Source organism: Arcticibacterium sp. (genome assembly GCF_055134445.1).
The window spans coordinates 71,073-92,937 of the sequence record NZ_JBSRVI010000135.1; the positions used below are offsets into that span (position 1 = coordinate 71,073).

At 37.5% G+C, this 21,865-nt stretch carries 20 protein-coding genes; 4 read left to right on the forward strand and 16 right to left on the reverse strand.

The genetic code is table 11. The features are described from left to right. Position 1 precedes the first annotated feature (1 nt). Together ACTBZY_RS17655 and ACTBZY_RS17660 are read right to left on the reverse strand one after the other, a co-directional pair. The gene (locus tag ACTBZY_RS17655; protein WP_463047678.1) at positions 2-2,080 is read right to left on the reverse strand and encodes a BatA domain-containing protein; all 2,079 of its coding nucleotides are present in this window, start codon (positions 2,078-2,080) and stop codon (positions 2-4) included. Between the two features lie 14 nt (positions 2,081-2,094). Beyond that, positions 2,095-2,832 carry a glycosyltransferase family 2 protein gene (locus ACTBZY_RS17660; RefSeq protein WP_463047679.1) on the reverse strand — a complete coding sequence of 246 codons (738 nt, stop codon included), beginning with the start codon at positions 2,830-2,832 and terminating at the stop codon, positions 2,095-2,097. A gap of 266 nt (positions 2,833-3,098) precedes the next feature. Here ACTBZY_RS17660 and ACTBZY_RS17665 point away from each other — a divergent pair, with 266 nt between their 5' ends. The 3 genes from ACTBZY_RS17665 to ACTBZY_RS17675 are packed head-to-tail and all read left to right on the forward strand — an operon-like array spanning position 3,099 to position 4,744. Beyond that, on the forward strand, positions 3,099-3,449 hold the full coding sequence (locus tag ACTBZY_RS17665) for a YciI family protein (RefSeq protein ID WP_463047680.1): 351 nt from the start codon (positions 3,099-3,101) through the stop codon (positions 3,447-3,449). Between the two features lie 33 nt (positions 3,450-3,482). Continuing rightward, entirely contained in the window at positions 3,483-4,337 is an 855-nt protein-coding gene (locus tag ACTBZY_RS17670; RefSeq protein ID WP_463047703.1) for an RNA polymerase sigma factor, read from the forward strand. Continuing rightward, a complete protein-coding gene (locus tag ACTBZY_RS17675) occupies positions 4,325-4,744 on the forward strand; it encodes a hypothetical protein (RefSeq protein ID WP_463047681.1) in 420 nt (139 codons plus the stop codon). Before ACTBZY_RS17670 ends, ACTBZY_RS17675 begins: the two co-directional genes overlap by 13 nt. Here the strand turns inward: ACTBZY_RS17675 and ACTBZY_RS17680 are convergent. The 3 genes from ACTBZY_RS17680 to ACTBZY_RS17690 all read right to left on the reverse strand — a co-directional run bounded on the left by ACTBZY_RS17680 (position 4,741) and on the right by ACTBZY_RS17690 (position 12,802). Beyond that, positions 4,741-7,968, reverse strand: coding sequence for a VCBS repeat-containing protein (locus ACTBZY_RS17680; RefSeq protein ID WP_463047683.1), 3,228 nt, complete (start codon positions 7,966-7,968; stop codon positions 4,741-4,743). The two genes, ACTBZY_RS17675 and ACTBZY_RS17680, sit on opposite strands and share 4 nt — an antisense overlap. A 237-nt stretch (positions 7,969-8,205) precedes the next feature. Next, the gene (locus ACTBZY_RS17685) at positions 8,206-9,783 is read right to left on the reverse strand and encodes a SusD/RagB family nutrient-binding outer membrane lipoprotein (protein ID WP_463047684.1); all 1,578 of its coding nucleotides are present in this window, start codon (positions 9,781-9,783) and stop codon (positions 8,206-8,208) included. 10 nt (positions 9,784-9,793) lie between these two features. Continuing rightward, positions 9,794-12,802, reverse strand: coding sequence for a SusC/RagA family TonB-linked outer membrane protein (locus tag ACTBZY_RS17690; protein ID WP_463047685.1), 3,009 nt, complete (start codon positions 12,800-12,802; stop codon positions 9,794-9,796). A gap of 643 nt (positions 12,803-13,445) precedes the next feature. Between ACTBZY_RS17690 and ACTBZY_RS17695 the strand changes: the two genes are divergently transcribed. Next, entirely contained in the window at positions 13,446-13,901 is a 456-nt protein-coding gene (locus ACTBZY_RS17695) for a hypothetical protein (protein ID WP_463047686.1), read from the forward strand. Between the two features lie 59 nt (positions 13,902-13,960). On the opposite strand, the gene ACTBZY_RS17700 is transcribed toward ACTBZY_RS17695, so the two are convergent. From ACTBZY_RS17700 to ACTBZY_RS17750, 11 genes are all read right to left on the reverse strand, one after another. Continuing rightward, a complete protein-coding gene (locus ACTBZY_RS17700) occupies positions 13,961-14,218 on the reverse strand; it encodes a nuclear transport factor 2 family protein (protein WP_463047687.1) in 258 nt (85 codons plus the stop codon). Between the two features lie 201 nt (positions 14,219-14,419). After that, a complete protein-coding gene (locus ACTBZY_RS17705; RefSeq protein WP_463047688.1) occupies positions 14,420-14,881 on the reverse strand; it encodes a hypothetical protein in 462 nt (153 codons plus the stop codon). A gap of 28 nt (positions 14,882-14,909) precedes the next feature. Continuing rightward, positions 14,910-15,425, reverse strand: a complete 516-nt coding sequence (locus tag ACTBZY_RS17710) for a dihydrofolate reductase (protein WP_463047689.1) — start codon at positions 15,423-15,425, stop codon at positions 14,910-14,912. 33 nt (positions 15,426-15,458) lie between these two features. Continuing rightward, positions 15,459-16,370 carry a transporter family protein gene (locus ACTBZY_RS17715; RefSeq protein WP_463047690.1) on the reverse strand — a complete coding sequence of 304 codons (912 nt, stop codon included), beginning with the start codon at positions 16,368-16,370 and terminating at the stop codon, positions 15,459-15,461. Further along, positions 16,367-17,416 carry a cytochrome-c peroxidase gene (locus ACTBZY_RS17720; RefSeq protein ID WP_463047691.1) on the reverse strand — a complete coding sequence of 350 codons (1,050 nt, stop codon included), beginning with the start codon at positions 17,414-17,416 and terminating at the stop codon, positions 16,367-16,369. The genes ACTBZY_RS17715 and ACTBZY_RS17720 overlap by 4 nt, the downstream gene beginning before the upstream one ends. Positions 17,417-17,419: 3 nt before the next feature. Continuing rightward, on the reverse strand, positions 17,420-18,211 hold the full coding sequence (locus ACTBZY_RS17725; RefSeq protein WP_463047692.1) for an MbnP family protein: 792 nt from the start codon (positions 18,209-18,211) through the stop codon (positions 17,420-17,422). Between the two features lie 95 nt (positions 18,212-18,306). Continuing rightward, a complete protein-coding gene (locus ACTBZY_RS17730; protein WP_463047693.1) occupies positions 18,307-18,702 on the reverse strand; it encodes a hypothetical protein in 396 nt (131 codons plus the stop codon). Positions 18,703-18,764: 62 nt separating this feature from the next. Continuing rightward, entirely contained in the window at positions 18,765-19,274 is a 510-nt protein-coding gene (locus ACTBZY_RS17735) for a DUF2480 family protein (protein WP_463047694.1), read from the reverse strand. An 81-nt stretch (positions 19,275-19,355) separates the two neighbouring features. Next, the gene (locus ACTBZY_RS17740) at positions 19,356-20,237 is read right to left on the reverse strand and encodes a hypothetical protein (protein WP_463047695.1); all 882 of its coding nucleotides are present in this window, start codon (positions 20,235-20,237) and stop codon (positions 19,356-19,358) included. After that, positions 20,234-20,560 carry a nucleotide pyrophosphohydrolase gene (locus ACTBZY_RS17745; RefSeq protein WP_111374082.1) on the reverse strand — a complete coding sequence of 109 codons (327 nt, stop codon included), beginning with the start codon at positions 20,558-20,560 and terminating at the stop codon, positions 20,234-20,236. The genes ACTBZY_RS17740 and ACTBZY_RS17745 overlap by 4 nt, the downstream gene beginning before the upstream one ends. Before the next feature lie 198 nt (positions 20,561-20,758). Further along, positions 20,759-21,796, reverse strand: coding sequence for a VOC family protein (locus tag ACTBZY_RS17750; protein WP_463047696.1), 1,038 nt, complete (start codon positions 21,794-21,796; stop codon positions 20,759-20,761). Positions 21,797-21,865 lie beyond the last annotated feature (69 nt).

Genomic DNA, 21,865 nt, shown 5'->3' on the forward strand with positions numbered 1-21,865 from the left:
ATTAGCCCTTCATAAACCTAACCATTAAGACTTCCATAAGAAGAAACACCAATGCAGCATATAAGAAATATTTCCACAGCTGTTTCCCGAAGTTTTGCTCCGCAAAAGTGCTGATAAAATCGCCATCCTGAACATTGTCAAACACGGTTATATTGGACATTCCCTTAAATGCTTCTCTTAGTTCATCTGGCGTATAGTTTCCCATTCTAGACTCTTTGGAGTCGTGATTTAGCCCTAAAACGGTTTTGGTTACACCGTCTACTTTTAATTCATAAAAGCCCGATTCTAATTCCTGGTTATCCGATAAATCTGCAGAAGAAGGCAATTCCAATAAAAGGTTATTTCCTCTTACTCTCTGTATAGGTAATATCTCAAAATCGCCTTTCTTTAGACTATAAATGGCATTTTTTGGGGCATTAGGAAACGGAATCACCAATGTACCCTCATTGAAATTATAGGCCAACTTTTGAGGTTTAATACTTAAGGCCGCTATTTTAAAAAGCGTAGGCACAAAAAGAGCATGCTCTGCAAAATTCCCGTAATTGCTGAGTAATGGGGATGATAATAAATACAAAGAACCTTTACCAAAGTCTGTTTTACTTAAAAACGACTTTCCACTCTTTAGATTTAATAATCGTTCTCCCAAGCCTGTCCACTGAATAACCGGCTGCGTGGATGGCAAGTTTAAAACCACAGAAGAGGAAGAATACTCAAACACATCAGAAAAGAAAGACTGGTTTTTGTCTGGGACTTCCAGCTCCACCCTGTTATTCACGGAAATACTGTCCATGATACCTGTAAGTGTATTTATACCTAATCCGGAAACCAACCCTTGATAAGATAAAATATCTGGACGAGTGTTAGGAATAACTATCAAACTACCGCCACTTTTCACGAAAGTCTGAAGTGCATTCCTCAAGTTTTCATCTATTACTGAAGCTCCTTCTAACAACACCAAGTCTGCGGAAGAAACCCTAGAAAGATTGACATTTCTAATGCTGAATTGCTCAAAGTTAAAAAGGCTATCATCGTCATAAAGTTTAGCCACATAATCAGAGGGGCTTTTTTCTTGAAACAGATGTAAGATATTAATGGCCGGAGAAACGTCAATGACAAAATACTGCTCATTATCAAAAGTAATAGGCTGATCATCAAAACTGACAGAGCCTTTGTGCTGCCCTTTAGTTCTAACCGTAAAATTAAAGCTGGCCGTAGCATAACTCTCTGGCCCTACCGTCACAGAAGACGTGGAAGTCTGCACACCATCAATCATCAGTTTGATAGGCATTTTCTCTACTGTCTCATTACCCGAATTATACACCTTTACATTAACAGAAGAGTTTTGCATCTCTCTTATGAAAGGTGAAGACAACCAAACGGAGTCCACAAAAACATTCCTGGAAACCTCTCCCTGCACTGGTACTAGATAGATCTTGTTCAGGCTATCCGTCTTTAGCTGAGCTAAATCTCCTGAAGTACTTTTTTGAAAGTCGGAAAACCAAAAGAAATTATTTTCTGAACCCGAACTTTCTTTCTCTGCCATGCTCACTTGCCTTCTGTAAATGGCTGCTAAGCTTCTTGCTTCCGGAGAAAACTTCACAGCCGTTAATCTATCCTTTACTTTGGTGGCACTATTGGCAAACTGGTCTTCACCAGAGAAGTCATTCGTTGTTAACTGAATATTCTGTTGATTTTTAAAAAGCGAAAGAAGTTCGTCAATTTTAACTACCGCTAAATCAATGAAACGCTTATTATCTGAGGTATTCTGCATACTCAAGGAATTATCCAGATACAATCCGTTTATTCCCAAAGCACTCGAATTCGAACTCGACCCATTTTGAGCAGGTAAAAAAGGCTGAGCAAAAGCTAAAACTAAGGCCGCTAAAAAGAGCATTCTGGCTGCCATAATGAGCCATTGCTTGAGCTTTCTGAAAGAGGAAGTTTCGGTTTCTACTTTCTTTAGAAAAGCTACATTAGTAAAATACACTTTCTTGGTTCTACGGAAATTAAACAAATGGATAACCACTGGTACCGCTAGCACCAACAAACCCCATAAAAGCCCTGGATTTAAAAACTGCATATACTATTGTAGATTTAGGATTTTTTCATGTAGTCACCTCGAGAGAAATATTTTTCAATAAAACAGTACATCAAAATGAAGAAATAACGGCTACCCATTTCTTTTATTTTCAGTTTCGACTCGCCGTACTTTCTATTAGTCCAACTGTTTGGAACTACAGCGTAAGAATAACCCCTTACCATCGCTTTGAGCGGTAGCTCAATAGTCAGATTAAAATGCGGCGACATAAATGGCTTAAGACCATCCATGGTTTCTCTTTTATACAGTTTAAAGGCATTGGTAGTATCATTGTAGTCAATTCTCATCAACATTTTAACAATAAAATTGGCCATCCTATTGATTACCCTCTTGTGCTTTGGATAATCTATCACCTTACCACCTTTAATCCATCTGCTACCAAAAACACAATCGACGTCCTTTAGCTGCATGGTTCTATAATACTTGACCAAATCCTCAGGGTCGTCTGACATATCAGCCATAAAAACTGCTACGCAATCACCAGTAAACCTTTCCAAACCATATCTTACAGCGTAGCCGAAACCGTTTGGTCCTTCGTTGGTCTCAAAAACCAGTGTTGGTATTTCTTTCTGAAGCTCTGTTAAAACTTCTATCGTATTATCTTTCGAATTATCATTGGTCACCCATATTTCATGGTCAATATTATGCTTCGACAAACAACTGTGTAAAGACCTCAGGGTTTCAGGAATAGATTCCGCTTCATTATAAGCAGGAATTACAACGCTTAATTTCATCTAGCAAAAATGCTTAGAAAAGCTGATTATGACAATTTAGTTTTGGAGTTTTGGAAGCAGGTATTTAAATCTCTTTAATTTTAAACACGAGATATGGCCTCAAATTTTAGAAAACTATCTAGCAAATCAAAAAAGCATACCTTAACCTACTGAATAATAGGTATATTATATAAACTTCAAAAATAAATCTTATTTCACTGTCCAAATAAAGCATCTGAATTCGTCTTAAACCTGAAAACGATGTTTAACAAAAAATTACAACAATCATGAACACTTACTTATTATTATTTAGAGGCGGAGACGGTCAAATGGCAACACAATCTCCAGAAGAGCAACAGGCTCACATGCAAAAATGGTTTACCTGGATGGGCGGCTTATCAGAAAAGGGTTTAATGTTAGGAGCTGAACCCTTACACCAAACGGGTAAAACTATAGCAGGAAAAGACAAAGTAGTTTCTGACGGCCCATTTATGGAAGGCAAAGAAATGGTAGGTGGCTACCTTATCTGCAAAGCAGCTAATTATGATGCTGCAGTGAAAATTGCCAACGATTGCCCTGTTCTAGAATTTGAAGAAGGCAATGTAGAAGTAAGAGAAATTCAGGTAATGAATATGTAATACCGGAATAGTATCTCTACGTCAAGCACAAATATTGAACAGTTAACAGACCATCTTTTCAGGCAAGAAGCTGGAAAGATGGTTGCTGTTCTGACCAATATATTTGGCCTAGCCAATCTAGAATTAGCAGAAGATGTGGTACAAGACACCCTAATTCAAGCTTTAAACACTTGGAAAATTAAAGGAGTACCCGACAAACCCGAAGCTTGGCTTTTTAGGGTGGCAAAGAATAAGGCCATTGACCAGATTAGAAAGAACAAACACAGCGAAAGCTTTGACTTTACAGAAAACGAAAGGCAACTTCTAAATTCAGAATACACCATAAATAACAGCCTAGAAAATTACTGGAAAGAGGAACTTATTGAAGACCAGCAGCTCAAAATGATGTATATCTGCTGTTCACCCGAAATTAGCCCAGAAAGTCAGATAGCTTTGATTTTGAAAACGCTTTGCGGTTTTAGTACCCCAGAAATAGCCAAAGCATTTCTGACCTCAGAAGACACCATTTCTAAACGACTTTATAGAGCTAAGACCTTTTTCCGAGAGCATAAAACAAAGTTTGAACTGCCCGAAAAAGAAAAACTTCAAGAGCGAACATCAAAGGTCCTAAATGCCATCTACTTACTTTTTAACGAAGGTTATAACTCTAGCAGTAATAAAAATCTGATAAGAAAAGACCTCATTCATAATGCCCTTATGCTGGGTATATTAATTACCGACAGCCCAGTTACCATCAATCAAGAAGGCATGGCTCTAGTGGCACTAATGTGTTTTCATGCGGCAAGAGAAGAAAGCAGGTTAAGCCCAGAGGGCAATATCATTTTACTAGAACATCAAAACAGAACACTTTGGAATAAAGAACTCATAAACCTTGCATGCAATATTTGAATAGGGCAAGTGCTGGTGAAAACCTTAGTTCTTATCATATAGAGGCCGCTATTGCTTTTGAGCATTGCAAAGCAACAAGTATTGAAGAAACGAACTGGAAGCACATTTTGACGCTTTACAACCTCCTCTATCAAAGTAACAAATCGCCTATAGTGGCTTTCAATCGTTTGGTGCCTTTTCACCAAATTCATGGTGCAAAAAAAGCCCTCAAAGAACTGGATAAAATTAAAGAGTTAGATAGTTACTACCTCTATCACAGCTTTAGAGCACAACTCCTTAAAGAAACTGGAGATACTAAAAAAGCCATTAGTACCTACCACATAGCACTTAAATTAACAGACTCAGAAGCTGAACAGGATATGATTATCCAGAGAATAGTCAATTACGAGAAAGAGCAAAGTGCTTAATTTGCAGTGATGTAAGTTGTAATTGGTAAACCATTCCTAGCAAAAAGTAAGATTAGGCTATTATTGGAAGATTTGACACAATGAACATCTCTTACTTCTCCTGAAATATTCAAACCACTTTCTTCAAGTTTAAGCGGAACAAATTGGCCATCACCTTTTCCTATAAGAACAAGTCCTTTATTCGCGTCATATCTACCGTACTTAACTCTAGTTCCATAAAAGTTTCCTGCTAAAATAAGATCCAATTTATTATCCTTATTGACATCTAAAACGCTAATGGCATGGATAGGAGCTAACTGTGCTGCGGAAGGTAAACTTGATAATTTAAATCTATTATTTCCTAAATTTTCAAGATAGGACGTAGCGAAAGTTTTAGCTTTTAAAGTCATGGCTTCTTTTAACGCTTTCGAAGTGAAAATATCCGTTATTTCTTTATCGGCATAAGCAGAATAATTCACGTATTTCGATTTCACAAAATCAAGTTGTTTGCTGAGATCATCTTTGGAAAATACTGGATAGTTTTTCCCCAAATAATAATTGGACAAAATTGGATCAATAGAACCATTCCCATCGAAGTCCTTGGCATATAAAGTTACAGGCTCTTCTATACTAGCTTTGAGTTGGGAGTTTAGTCCAAAATTCCCTAAAATGTAATCCATATCTCCATCACCATCAAAGTCTCCTTCTTTAATGGTATTCCACCAACCCTCTGAATCACCTAAGCCGGAACCCAATGGGATTTCTTTCATTTTTCCACCATTGTTCTTAAAAGCTCTTATAGCCATAAACTCTCCGATAACAATCAAATCCACCTTGCTATCTCCATTAAAATCGCTCCATATAGCATCCGTAACCATACCAAACGATTGAAACCCACTACCCACTACGTCAGACGTAATGTCTTTAAAGTTACCTTTTCCATCATTTTGTAGCATATAACTACCTGGAGCATTAGGGTATTTACCAGGCTCCAAACGACCGCCAACAAAAAGATCCAAATCGCCATCTGAATCATAATCTCCGGCTTTTACGCAAGAACCACTTATGAACATTTGAGGTAAAGCTTTTTTCTTAAAGCCACCTTTCCCGTCATTTATATACAATCGATCTTGTAATTCAGGAGAATTAACCGCCACCTCATTACCTCCGCTTACCACATACAAATCTTGATCGCCATCTCCGTCCGTATCAAAAAACAATACGCCAACATCTTCGCAATCACTATCTTCCATAAAAGATAAATTGGATTGCTTTACGAAACTTCCGCTGCTGGTTTGATAGAAAAGTGTTCCACTATACCCTTTAGCTCCACCAATAAACACATCGGCTAGGTTATCATTATTCACATCAGCTACGGCCATTCTAGGACCTTGAGTTGAAAGCTTGTGGGGTAACAAGACCTCTCTATTAAAGTCGATATATTCATTCTCTTGATGAATGAAAGAACCAAAAAGAGACTTTGTCATTTCTTCAAACAAAGGCTTTCCTGAATTAGGGGATTCGTCTCCGTCAATTAAAGCATTAGATTGATTGAGAGTTATGGTTTGATTAGGCTTTTGGCTACTTAATTTTTGCCTACGCCCATCGGGCCAAATAACAGTTAGGTGCTTAATTGTTTTTTGAGTCCCAAGGCCAAAGACTAAATCGTAAGAAACCGAAGATTGAAAGCCCCTTGTTGGCATAAGTTCCTGAGAAAGCGTTTTGTCTTCTAAATTTAGCTCCACTCTAGAGCCAACACCAAAGGTGTTTTTTCCCTCCCCTATGAGTTTAATTCTCAAATAATTATTCGCTGTCAGTTTCTCGCTATTGTTTCGGTAAATAAAAGCTTCAGAATCTGTATTGTTTACTATTAAGTCCAAATCACCATCATTGTCCAAATCTGCGTATGCGGCTCCGTTTGAAAGTGATTTCTGGTTTAAACCCCAATCCTTATTTACTTTAGAAAAAGTAAGATCACCATTATTGCGATAGGTATAATTTTCTTCAATGGATGAAGGTATATTTTCCAGTAGTTTGTCAATTGACATCGGAATTCCGGTCTTGTTCTCATTCAATTTTTCTTGGACCGCAAAATTCATGAAATCCATATTTGTGTAGTCCTTTTTCACCCCGTTGGTGATATAAATATCCTTTAAACCATCATTATCCAAATCACAAAATAAAGTCGACCAACTCCAATCAGTTCCTTCTACTCCAGCAAATTGACCAATCTCGGAAAAAGACAATCCATCATTATTTAAATGGAGCATATTTCTCATACTCTGTTCGTAAAAGCCATTTTTAACGAGCATTTGGTATTTATCATAATTGTCTGGACCAGAAACCATCTTTTGACGCATATTACCTTCAGGCCACATATCTAGCGTCATAATATCAGTATATCCGTCATTATTTATATCGGCAATATCAGATCCCATAGAGAAATGGGAAGTATGACCAATATAGTTTTCTAAACTTTCGGTAAATGTTCCATTTTTATTATTCAGATATAGGTAATCCTGCTCGTTAAAATCATTTGAGACGTAAATATCTAACCATCCATCATTATTAATATCCGATATTGAAATGCCTAAACCAAAGCCCAAAACATTAGCCGTAAGTCCTGCCTCTTGTCCTACTTCAATAAATTTTCCGTTTTCATTTTTATATAATTTATCCTCAAAGAATGGCTCCCTTCTTGATTTTAAACCATTGGTTACAGATCTAAAACTGGCAAATTCTTGAATTGAGTGATTGAGCACATAAAGGTCTAAATCTCCATCTTTATCATAATCAAAAAAGGCTCCTTGCGTAGAATAACCATCATCTGCTATCCCATATTCTTCCGCTTTTTCTGTAAACGTAAGATTTCCATTATTTATAAAGAGTAGGTTTTTCCTTTTATGACTGTCTTTAGCCGCTGATCTACAGACATAAATATCAAGAAGTCCATCACCGTTTACATCCGCCATAGTTGTTCCAGTATTCCAAAATCCCGCAGCAAAAACGCCAGCCTTTTCAGCTATTTCTTCAAATTCAAAGTTCCCCTTATTCAAATATAACCTGCTACCCACCATGCTCCCTGTGAAATAGATATCTTGCAAGCCGTCATTGTTTATATCACCCACAGAAACCCCACCGCCATTATAGAGATAGCCATAGGTGAGGATATTAAACTCGGGAGTTTCTTGAATTAAATTTTTAAATTTGATACCCGTCTGGTTACTAGGGAGTAGTGAAAACATTTTTGAGTCATCCACCCTATTACAAGAAATGAATAAGAAATTGAATAAGACTAAAAAGTATATAGCCGTTTTGCTTAGGTAGTTTTTCACTTAAATCAAAGATTTGTTCAATTGAACCTAAAATAATATTTACGATTGAAATAAGCTTTCAATATGCTCTTCTTTATGGGCTAGGACAAAGACAAAAAAAGCATGTGTTATAAAAACACATGCCTTTTTTAGACTCACTTCTTCAATTTAGAAATTGGCTCCACCAGTATCCCACCATAAACGTGTACCAATTTCATCTGGTCCTTTTAATTTGGCTGTGGCATCAGCAACACCTTCCGGATTACCATTTCTTTCTGCAATTACGAAAGGCATCCTTCTTAAAATTTCTCCTTTAGGAATTGTTCCCCAATCGGCGTTACTACTATTTTGATAAACCGGCGGTAATTTTGGATAACCCGTTCTTCTATGATCCATCCAAGATTCCATTTCATTGGTATAACAAGCAATCCATTTTTGAGTAATTATTTTCTCTAATTTAACCTCTTTAGATGCCGCTTCGTCCCAAGCCACCGTATTGGTAATGGCATTTTTAAAGGCATTCACTCCAGCAGGAGCTTTGGGATCAACATAATCAATTGGAAGGCTCTTACTATCGGCTAAATAGGCATCTACGCCGCCTGCACCCCATAACTCAAAGGAAGCTCTTACTCCAGACTCATAATTTGATTTTGCATCACCTGCACCAACCCATCCTCTTAATGCAGCTTCCGCTTTTAAGAAATAAACCTCATCCGCACTTAACACTTTTCTCTTGGTTACTTTAGCTGGGTCATTAAAAGTAATATCAAGCGTTGAGAAACTTAATCTATCATCTTTGGCTACTAGTGTTGCTCCATTTCTAATTCCTTTATATGGCCATCCTGGATGATCCTGCACTAATGACAAGTCTGAAACTGGATCGAAATACTTCTCTATTCTGTTGTCTTTATAACCAATTAAAATAGACTCCATAGATGCACTCATACGTGTATCTCCCCATTCGAAACAAATCTGAGCAGGGTGAAATTTAGCACCATATCCAGAAATATTGAAGTTGTCTGCATTGGATAGTATTAATCCAACAGGATCAGCAAGAGCTTTTTCTCCTTCCTTTTTAGCCAGAGCTGGATCTACCTTCGACACTCGCATGGCCAATTGTAGTCTTAACGAGTTCGCATATTTAGCCCATTGCCTCACATTTCCGCCATAGCTGGCATCAAAATTATTAAGGCCTACATAAGCACTATTTTTGCTAAATTCGGCTATGATTCTGTCCAAATCACTAAAGAAAGCCTTGTAAAGAACCTCTTCACTATCGTACTTTACAGCACCCGTTTTACCATAATTTGTATAAATAATAGGGCCTTGGTATAGGGTAACTCTAGACATTGAAATAATTTTTATCAGATTCGCCCACTCCACAAATACAGAATATCCATCTTTTTCAGCCAGCTCAATTACTTGTTTGGCTGGTGCCATTACATTATTGTACTCTCTACCCCAATACCCATTCCAACGTATGTAATAGGTCGTATTATTAACTCCACCCACAAAAGGTGTTGGTGTCGCCAAATGTTGAGAATAAGTCACATTGGTTAGGTTATGGTCAATTTGATTCCCGAAAATCTGACCAAGCATAGAAGGATAAAATGATCCTACGTGATTAAAGTCTTGTTTTAATGATTCTGTCGAGATCTGGTAGGGGTTGGTATTGATCTCTTCAAAACTGTCCGTACAGCTTGCAAACGCAAAAGCTGACGCAATTAGATATATAAACTTCTTCATGTTTTCTTATTTAGAAAGTTAATTTTAGGTTTAGACCGTAAGTTCTTGTTGAGGGCAGATTAAAGTTATCCAGACCTTGAGCATTTTGATTAGTACTCATTGCTAGTTCAGGATCGAATGGTGCAACCTTATATAAGAAAAGTAAATTGTTACCTATGAAAGAAAGGTTAGCGGCTTTAATTGGAAGCTTAATTTTAGCCAAGTTTAAATCATATCCAATATTTAGCTGTCCTACTCTAATATTTGTGCGATCGAAGATATAAGCTTCGCCAATTCCATTTCTATCGCCAATTGCTCTATACCATGTCTCAGGATCAACAGAGGTTATCGCAGCATCTGTAGATTTATCCACGCCATTTACAACAACCCCACCTGCATCTCGTGCTTCTGCAGTCCTTAATGAAACTCCGGCACCATCCAGCATAGACTCAGTTTGGCTGAAAACCTTCCCGCCAAACTTACCATTAACAAGAATACCCACATTAAGTCTCTTGTAGGTGAAATTGTTATTCCAACCCAGAGACCACTTTGGGTCTAAATTGCCTATGAGTTCTGTTGTAGCTGTTCTAAGTGGTTTTCCTCCATCGAAGATTATTCTACCTTGATCATCTCTTTGAAATTTCAATACGTATATATCATTGAATCTACCACCTTCAACTAACTTAGAATCGAAACCTTCTGAGCTGCCCAATTGAATAAACTTGTCATCATCTGGTCCTATATCGACTATTTTGTTGACGTTTCTTGTAAAGTTAAATGCTGTTACCCACTCAAAATCATTTGTTCTATATGGCGTTGCACTTATGGTAAGTTCTATACCCTTATTAGAAATTTCCCCAGCATTAATATACTCAGTGGTGTATCCACCTTCTCCAGAAATAGTAGGAACTGGGATAAATTGATCTTTACTTGTTATATCATAATAAGTAAAGTCTAAGCCTAAACGGTTATGGAAAAACCTCCAATCGGCACCAAACTCTAAACTTGTAATAATTTCAGGTTTCGCATCAAAAAATGGTTTTACCGTATTTCTTACAACCCCACCACCGGCATTTATGGTATTTTGAGGGAATATTCTATTAAACGGCACCTCATTACCCACTTGCGTATAAGATGCTCTCAGTTTACCAAATGTAACAAAAGAAGGCATTTGAAACATTTCACTCACAATACCCGTAAGTCCAACAGATGGATAGAAATATGAATCATTTCCTGTTAATGCCAAAGTTGACGCCCAGTCATTTCTTCCAGAAAGATCTAGGAACAAAAATTCTTTCAAACCAAACTGAAGGTTACCAAATAGGCCTTGCTTTACAACACTTCCATTGGTGTTAGAACTTACCTGAACATTGGTTGGTAGGTTTTGAAAGTAGAATTCATTTGGGTATAAAAGTCCAACAGTCCCTGTGGCTACATTAACTCCTACACCATAATCAGTTTTTTGATAACTACTACCTACAACCGCATTTAGACTTAATTCTTTTGTTAGGTCAGTATTGTAGGTCAAAATTGCATCTGCGTATGCCAGCTGGTCGTCATATTTGTTATAATCCCAAGCACCATTTGGATGAACATTGGTAGAGTTGGAAGTTGCTGCGTGCTGCTGTTCTAATAACTTATTAGCATAATCGAAATTTCCTCTGACTTGAAATGTCAAATTCTCAAGAATATTATAAGCAACGCTCATACTGGCAATCACCCTTTTAGAATCATTTGTTTTGGGCTCGTTATTTAGAATCCAATAAGGGTTAGATTGATGATGATCAGAAACAAACCAGTTTTGTTGGTTCAAATTACGATTCTCATTAAATATCTGGTAATTATCCTTATAATCATCGAAATTCCTTTCTCTTGGAAACATGTATAACCCTGTAAGTGGATTTAAATAATAACCCGCTGGCAATCTATTTTCCGTTTCTTCTAAAGCAAGTATAACATTTGAACTCACAGTAATTTTATCATTCAGTAACTTGGTCGATTGTTTGAATGAAAAGTTATTCTTAGCGTAGTTGTTATTTGGTGTAATACCACTCGCTTTGGTATTGGCATAAGAAAAATAGGCTTTCGTTTTATCTGTACCACCACTTATGGTCAGTGCGTTGTACATGTTATGCCCAGTTTGAAAAAAGTCTTTAACAAAAGTATCGTCGTAATTACCTGCCGTGGTAGACCAACTTTCTTTTGCATTACCTATTGCTCCATATTTATATTGTAGCTCAGGTAATTCTATAATTTGCTCATTTGTAAATCCAGAATTTAAGGTAACCGATGCTTTTCCTGAAGCCCCTGATTTTGTAGTTATCAAAACCACACCGTTGGCTCCTTGACTTCCATAAAGAACAGCTGCATTAGAACCTCTTAAAACGCTGATACTTTCAATATCCTCTGGGTTAATAGCAGAAAGCCCGTCTCCTCCATCAGTTCCTCCCCACATTCCTGGCTGGCTACCTCGGTTGTTTGCCATTGGTATACCATCTATTACAAATAAAGGAGAGCTGTCACCACTTAGAGATTTATTGCCTCTTAAAACAACCTTTGTAGAACCACCTGCCCCTGAGCTACTTTTCTTTATTTCAACACCCGCAGCTTTACCTGCAAGGCTATTCATGAAGTTAGGGTCTCTGGTTCGAACTAGCTCTTCTGAGCTTACTGTTTGCTGTGCATAAGTCAGCGTTTTTTCCGCTCTTTTTATCCCTAATGCCGTTACAACTATAGCGTCTAATTGGTTTGCATCAGTAAGTAAAGTAACATCAAGTGTACTGTTATTAGCCACCTTAACATTTTTGCTTTGCATGCCAATAAAAGAGAAAATCAATACGTCATCGTTGGCAGCACTTATAGTGTATTTTCCGTCAGAATCTGTAAGTGATCCGACAGTGGTACCTTGTATCACAACACTTACACCAGATAAAGTGGAGCCGTCATCCGAATCAGTAACGGTGCCGGAAACCGTTCTCTTCTGTGCCATGACCGGGAGAATTCCCATTATCAGCACAATAATTAGTAGTTTTTTAATCATAATAAGTTTGTTAAATAGGTTAAGGAATCGAAATTTAGATGAGTGAACATTTCTATACAATATTCCACTAAATTTTACAAAATCCTATCTTTGCCATAGATAAAACTTCAATCATCTAGATCTAGCCTCCATAACTAATATTTATTCATATTCTCAGAACAAATTTTACAAGCATTTTAATAAGCTTTCAGGATGTCAAAGGAATTAGAATGATACTTCAAACTTAGTTTTAAAGACCGGCATTTGATGTGTTTTCGCACCACTAGAGAAAAGAGAAGATTTAGCCCTTAGGGCAACATCATTTTGCTCAAATAACAAAACTAAGAGCTGTAGGTTGATTAAGCTCGATGTTCATAAATTATAATATGCCAAGTAAGCCTGAGTTCTAACATCAGTTCATATCTTATGGAAGCGACAAAAGACTAAAAATGCCACTAGCACCTTCCCAATAGATTATGAAATTAACAGACTCCGAGGAGGAAAAATGGAGCAACTGAATATTGTCTACTAATAATATTCTATCGTAAAAACCATACCATATAATAAGTTTAAAAGAATCATTTTTATATGATACATACCTTTTTTATAACTTTAAAAATGGCTTTAATAATTTTGCCTCAATCCATTTAACTATTTCATGCCAATGAAAAAACTAATCCCAATCTTAGCACTTTCATCTTTTCTAGTATCATGTGGAGATAAGGATTCCGTATCAGCGGAAGAAGTATCAAAATGTTATGTACGCAATGCAAAGACATTTATAGCAGTAGAAGGTGCGAGATATAAAGTGCAGAAAGGTCTTCTTGAAAATGGAGAAACCTATGTCAATATTTACTATGCTGAAGGTGATGATTATTTAGAGAATAAGACGACACTAAAGTATTATGTAAAAGGAGCCAGAGAACTTTTCCCTCCTAGTTTTAGAACTTGTGAAGCACCAGATTTTCTAGAGTCGGGAATGTATATTAAAGTTTGGGGAAAAGTGAATTCGGACTCCACTAGGGCATTTGACCCAGCTTTATACACAGAAGAAGCCACTGCAAACGTGAGCTTTAACCCGCCCACTTTAGAATTCTCTAAAATCGAAATAATTGACTAAGCCAGCATAATTTGAATTAGAACCTTTTAGATCCATGAGGAATCCTTGTGGCTCTAACTTTAATACATGGTATTCGGGTTGGCAGATTTCTCTGGAATTTGCTGAATAGCATCCCAGTGTTCACAGATTTTACCGTTCTCATCAAACCTGAAAAAATCCATGGTTACGTATTGGTCGTTCCCAGGCCATGTCTGATGCGTATGCAGCGAAACTAAATCGCCTTCGGCAATACACCTCACAAAGGCAATAGACTTCTCAGGATACTCTTCCTGCATTCTATTGAAATAGTCTATAAAACCTTGTTTGCCATTTGCCAAAAGGTTGCAATGACGTATTCAAGAGTGTTCGTTGGTTAAACACTTTACCCAAAAATTTTAAATAAACAATATGGAACTACTTAGATGGACCAGATTTTAGTAAGTGAGATTACTGCATTTGAACATGCTATTAAAACTCAAATACTCGCAACACATAGAAAACTTAAGCATGTGCTGTTCTTAGTACACCTTTTACACTTATCAATATTTCCCTTTTACCCAACCTTCGGGAATACTATCCCAAATATTAATTTTGGAATCATCAAAGCATTCATCCAATGAACACACTAAATCCCATCTAATTCTATGATAGTCTGGAGTAATAGTAGAAAATTGAACTAAAATATCTAATTCTTTGACTCGAACCATGTCCTCTTTTTCAATCCAGCCATAATCCATATCATCTGCTCCTATAATTTCCGAAGCATTTATGGTGTCTAAATCCGTTAGATACCAGTAGTTGATATTTAAAAATCCCTTTCTGCGATATGCTTTTTCAACAATTACTTTAGTATACTTAGAACCTTTATGTAAATATGCCGTTTTCCGTTTTTCTAATATTGTAGTACAAGTCAGAGCAATTAATGATAAAATACCACCCATAATTAGTGAGAACTTTTCCCTTTTTATCCACTCTACAACCTTATTTAGTATTTTTTCCATTTCTTCAGTAATTGACACTAAATCCGTACTACCTCTCCTCCCTCAAAAGCAAAGAAATCACAAAGTCGTATTGATTTTTTTCGTCTTTGGCGAAGAAACGAGAATCTACGGTTTCCCAACCTTCTAATAAATTGAGGTCAAAGAAAGCGTCTCCTTCTGGTTCGGCATGTACGGCGGTTAGGTGAATTCTATTGGCATCTGCCAAAGCTTGTGTATAAATATTGGCTCCGCCAATCACAAAAATCTCTTCGTTTCCATCGAGTTCCATCGCTAACGAATAAGCTTCCTCTAAAGAATGTACCACATGGCAGCCTTCTATTTTAAGGTCCTTATTTCTAGAGACAATGATGTTATGCCGTTTTGGCAATGGTCTCCCTATAGAATCATAGGTTTTCCTACCCATAATAATACTGTGCCCAGAAGTTAGCCTTTTGAAGTTTTTTAAATCTTCTGACAGCCGCCAAATAAGCGTATTATCTTTCCCAATAACACTGTTTTCTGCTACCGCAATGATAAGAGAGATGTTTCTTTCTTGATTTTCCACGGTGCCAATTTACTAAAATTGAAATCGTGGTTTTTAAAATGCTCTTAAAATACCGATAGAAAACATAGATTTAAATTCTAATTCGCCGTCAGAAAGGTTTTGAGCCACCGGCAACTGCCCATTGATGCTAAAATTAAAACGTGGTGTATATATTTCTACTCCCACATTGGCTGCTGCAAGCCAACCGCCAGTCAATTCATTTTTGATACCATTTTCTTGGTTCATGCCTGACTGCTCTGCATAAATACCCAGTAGCGGAAGTATGGTCCAATTTTGCGTGTACATGGTTCTAAAAAAAGTACCCGCTATCACAGACCTATTGGCAAAACGATAACCATCTTTATTGGTACCGTTAATTTGATAGGTAGCATTCATGTTGAACCCCATTTTCTTATGTTGCAGCGTATAAATAGCCTGCAAAGGAAAATCCCAGCTGCCCGTACCTAATTGGAAATTGGCATTGGCCACCTGCGTGGCATCATACGTGTCAAAACTAAACTTTCCCAAAGGGGCTTTTACGCCTCCTCCTAATAGCAATTGATGATTAAAATCTAAGGTCCACGCCGAATCCATAGAGGTGTTTATAACATTATAATATAACAACACACGGGCATCGCCAAAACCTTGGTCACTCTTCTTTACGCCATCATACGTTAATACCTGCTCATTAAACTGATAAGGCAAAAACGCCATCAATTGAAGGTTCTTTGCTGGATATGTTCTTAGTCTTAGCTCTGCAGTTTGAAAGTATTCTTCACTGCCTAAAAATTTGCTACTAATGTGTGATTGATAACTTTTTGAAAAGTACCTAAGCCCTATTAGTTGTTGATTCATATTGGGCATAATGCCCATAAAAGAGCCTCCATTGGCACAGCCACAAATATCGCAGGCCATGCTTACCTTAACGGAGGCTAGAAGTATAAAAAGTAAAATTAATTTTCTCATGGTAATCCAAATGCTGTATTCTTGATGAAAGTAGGGTCGTCTAAAGTTTTTAGAAAAGCCAGTAGGTCAGTCTTTTCATCTTCTGTTAATGGAATCCCCAATTTTCCTTCTTTTTTTAATTCAGGGTCTAGTGTTTTAGAATCGTAAACCCCGTTATCGTAATGTTCTAATACCTGCTTTAAAGAAAGAAACTGCCCATCGTGCATGTATGGAGCCGTATACCCCACATTTCTTAAGCTTGGCACTTTAAATTTGTAATTATCGTCTGTGTTTTCGGTAATAATAGCTCGTCCTAAATCTGGGTCTCTGGCATAAATCTGTAAACCATTATTTCTAAAACTACCATCAGTAAAAAGCTCTGTCCCGTGGCATGACGCACACTTAGTTTTGAAAATAGAAAGTCCAGCTATTTCCGAATCTGTAAAGTCTCCTCCTGGCTCATTCCTCACAAATTTATCATACTTAGAATTTGCCGAAACTAAGCTGTTCATAAACTGACTAAGAGCCTTAAGAAACCTATCGGTGGTTATTTCTTCGGAGCCATAGGCTGCTTTAAACATCTTAGGATAATCTTCTGTTGCCCTTAATTTGTCAAGGACATTGCCTAGCTGCTCATCCATTTCCACTGGATTAGTAATAGGAGCCACCGAAAAGAAATCTAAGTCAAAAACGCCTCCGTCCCAAAAGAACAATTTCATAAAAGCCGTGTTTTGAACAGCAGGAGCATTTCTAGTGCCTATTTTATCATCAATACCATGACTGATTGAATGTCCATGATGTGTAAAAGCGTAGGTCTGGCTATGACATTCTGCACAGCTGATGGTGCCATCCCTAGACAGCTTACCGTCATAAAACAGTTTACGACCTAGTTCAAAACCCTCGTCAGTTACCGGATTCTTAGAAAAATCATAGGTAGGCTGAGGAAAATTCTCTGGCTGATAAAACAGCTTTTCTCCAGTTTCCTCCACAGGGTTTGGCACTGTTGATGACCCATTACAAGCCATCAACAGTGAACCCAAAGCAGCTAAACAGATTAGCTTTTTCATATTTTAGTGTACGTGATCTACCGCAAAAGCAGATACATAATTTGCTGCCACTCGTGCTCCTGGAACTGGGCCATGAATAGCCGCAGTTTCTGCAAAAGAGATGGTATTCGTACCATCCATTACTTTAGAAACATCAAAAATCACATGTATTTGTGGAGACTTAGAAGCACTTACTTTTACGTTATTCAAATGCAGTTCAACCTCCTTGATGTTATTTTGAGCAGGTGTTTCGTAACCACCAAAACCACCAATATGGAAGGCAAACTTATTACTTCCCTTAGCATCATACACATCAGAATTTCCTTCTATTTTGAAGAAAATATAGCCCATACTCCAGCTCCACCACATATTGTCGTCTCCATAAGATGCCACATCTAAAACACCCGTTCGAACGCTAGCATCTGCAACACTTTTGGCACTATCTACACCTACTGTGAAGGTTAAATGAGCATAATTTCCGCTCGGTACTTCTGGTAAATCGATGAATTGAGAACCTGTATCTGACTCTTTTACCAAGAAATATTGGTCTGGAAAAGAAATCATTTCTCCCATGTCTGACATCAAGCTAACGTTAGAAATAAAATAGTTTAAAGTGCTTACCGTGTACTCTTCTCCGCTAGCATTAGTAGCCTTAGTAGTTCCTAAGACTAAGTCCGTAGAGCCAAATCTGTTATCAAATTCTAGTTGAACCGTATTGGTAGCGTTTGGATCTTCTACATCCATTTTATCATCACATGAAAAAGCAAAAAAAGACAGGCCTAAAAGGCCAATATATAATTTGTTAGCAATCTTCATTTCAATTGTTATTCTTAAAAATTTAGTAAATAGTTGAATAGACGCACGTAGCAGCTTCAAAACTTGAAGTGCCAAACGGTCAATACAATAAATAATTAAGAAATAAGCCGCGGAGGATGAAAGATAGAGAAAGCCAGTTCGCTCCCATTTAAATGCTGATGACCAGCAATAAGCCCTTGTAATGCTGTACTAGCAACAGTCAGAGAAAAGTGCCAATCTAAAGTATCAGATACGCACTCAAAACCTAAAAGCTTATCCACAAAAGAAGCAGTTGCTTCATTTTCGTCGTGATTTTGAGCAGCCTTTAATTGTTTAGCCAAATAACATTGACCATCACAATTTAACTCTGGACGCTCTTTATTGACACAAAAGTTTTCAATGATGAAATCTTTGCGAAGCTCATAATTGAAAAAGATAGCAGGTACCACCATTGCCTTTACCAGAAGTAAAGTCAGCAAGCTAAGTGCCCCTATTTTTCTTAAATTCTGCATCCTTTTGAATTACTTCACAAAGCTAGGACGTAATCTTTTAAAAAATATTGCGGTTGGTCATATTATCTTGGCTTTTTGTAGAGCGGCACCGTACTGCATGGCTCACCAAACATTAGGCTCTTCACTATAGGCTGAAGTTTTCGAGAGACTTCTACATATATTTCGGCTGGTACATCTACTTTGCTGCAGCCTTTTACCACCACTCTAGCATCTCGGTATTGTTCAAAATCCATATTCAGAAGTGCTTCTTGATATAATTTCACTTCTAAATCTTTCAAAGAGCCTTTTACCACACAATTTGCCACTGGTTCTAACTTTAAAGTCAAAAGCATGTACGCCCACGTAGGAATGATGACGTCTTCAGAACAAGTGATGGCCACATTCTTACCTTCGTACTGACTCCAATCATATTCTTTCAGAAAAGTCCTAAAGTCTTTCTCTTTCAGAATCATGTCCATAAAAAGGTTGTCTTTCAAGTCATACACCACACGCTCACCTGCATGATAATACTCCTCTAAATCCAAACTAACCAGCCCACTAGTGGCTACTCTATTAATGATTTCTTCTGCCATATATTAAGAACCTTCTTCTTCGTCAGAAAGTTTGGTTTCGTCCGATTCTTCATCGTTTTTGAAAGCTTCTGCTTCAAAGACTTATGCTACTATTACTGGGGGAGCTAAATTAACAGGCACTTGCTCAAAGTACTCTAAAGCCAAAGCATAATTCCAATGCTTTAAAACAAACTTGCTGAAGACAAAAAGCTGCTGAAAAACTGCCATTAAAACGATGGTAAAAGCCGAAGTCATACCTATATATTTATCTATCAACATATAAATCAATAGAAAACCAAGACCTAAGCCAATAGTCAACCAGAAGTAAAACAATGGCTTTTTCTGCCTAAAAACATAATAAAAAGCTTCCCAAAAAGGCTTCACAAAACCTATTCGCCCTTCTTTATAAATGAATACCTTAGCATAAAACCCTACGCAAAGTCCATAAGACATTAACACAAAAAGAAAAATACTGGGCGGGATAAACCATAAAACATAACCTCTTTCTGTACTACCATCCGCTATAGAAGCGAATATAAAAAAGACCAAGCCACCTACTAAAAAGAACACAAAAAGCAAAAGACCGATTAGACACAGAAGCCCAAAGTATTTAGGAAAAAGCGAAGCTGATTTCTTAAAGAAGCGTCCGAAAGAAAAATGTTTTTTTGGATTAGCCAACTGGTCAATTACCCCTCCCGAGAAGAAAGTATAGATGATGGAACCCACAAAACCAGCCAATAAACCATATCTAAAAACATGTTTAAAGGCTTTGCCTGAAGCTTCCATAAAGTCACCAAATATCATGAAGCTAAAGTCTGGCACCAACTCACTCAATATCATACTATGAGCGGCTTCCTTTTCCAATATTTGGTAAAACAGAACTAATGGTAAAGCCGTAATAAAAAGACCTATGAAGTACATATAAAGGTGTACCCGCCATTTTTTCTTAATGACTTCAAAAGATGTGCCTAGCGTTGATTTCATTGTAACTTCTTATTCTCTTTATGACGGTTTAAGTCACGTTTGGTCTTTTTCTCCAGATTCTTTTTCAATGCGTCTGTCAGGTCTATTCCAGTTTGGTTTGCCAAACAAATCAACACAAAAAGCACATCCGCCATTTCATCCGCAAGGTCTTTATCTTTATCTGATTCCTTTTCTGACTGTTCCCCATATCGGCGAGCCATAATACTGGCCAACTCCCCTACCTCTTCGGTAAGAATCGCCGTGTTGGTTAGCTCGTTAAAATAACGCACGCCTATGGTGTTGATCCACTCGTCTACTATTTCTTGAGATTCTTTTATGGTCATTCTTTATCTAGATTTAAGACAATAGATGTTAGACGATAGACTTTTTTGCCCGAAATCACTGTCTGCCGACAGGCAGGCGTGGAATCCGTGTGCTAATTTCCGTGTGCTTTAATATTTGAAGAGGTTAGTCTGTCTTCCCAGCCTGCCGACAGGCAGGGACTTCGCTCCTCGCCTATCGGACGAGCAGGGAACTGACATTTATGGTTTCACCTTACCCCAACCTAGCGTTCCAATCATCCAGTTTGGTAATGGCTTACGCATACCTCTCTTTTTTAGGTCAATGGAAATATTAAATTTCTTAAAAACAGGAACTTTATGTGTTTCTACAAACTCCAAAAGTGTGCCATCTGGATCGGCAATGTAAGAAAACCTTCCACCAGCATCACTCATTCCAAAATACCCTCCACTATCTACTGTAAAAGGGAAACCACTATCAGACGCCTTCTTTTTAAAAGCATCCATATCTAAACAATCAAAACAAAGGTGAATGAAGCCTAAATCTCCCCAACTTCTATCTTTCATTATCGTATTGACAGCACAATCTATCGCTTGTATCAATTCAATTTCTATGTTGCCGAAAAGTTTATAGAAGGCTCCGTCTGCCGTTTCCGTTTTCTTTAATAATACTCTTCTCACTTTTCTTTCACCACCCTTAAGGCCTTTCAAATCTGAGAATACGCCGGTTTTATCATAAATCACTTCAGAAATCCCCAAGGTATCTTTATATAGTGTTAAAGCTTTCTCCATATCACTTACACCTATGATAGCACCCAAAACACCTCCTGTATTATTCGGTTTCTTTTTAAACCAAGAGTTATCAGAAACTATTTGAAGTTGATTTCCGTAAGGGTCTTTTATCCAAGCATAAGGTGCTCCTGCAGGAGATGCTACCGTTTCCAGACCCAACTCCATGGCCAGTTGAGAGACATTCGAAGACTTTATTTTAGCTGCAAAAATGCCTAAATCGCCTATAGCTGGTTGCTCCACTGGAGCTATTGGTAATGGATCTTTTGATTCCCAAATTTCTGCACCACCACCTCCTGCTATGTTGACCGCCAAAATAGCACGTCTTTCTCTTACTATTCCGTTGGTATGTGGTGTCATTAATTCCGCTCTCGCCACGTCGTCAAAAACTGGCACATTTAAGCCTAAATGCTTATTGTACCATGAAAAAGCCGCACCAGCATCTGGTACACCAATCCCTATTTGCTGAATACCTGTCAATAAATTCGCCATCTATGAAATTCATTTTTAAATTCGAATGGCAATTAAATCACTATTCTGATTAAAATGAAGTCAATCAAT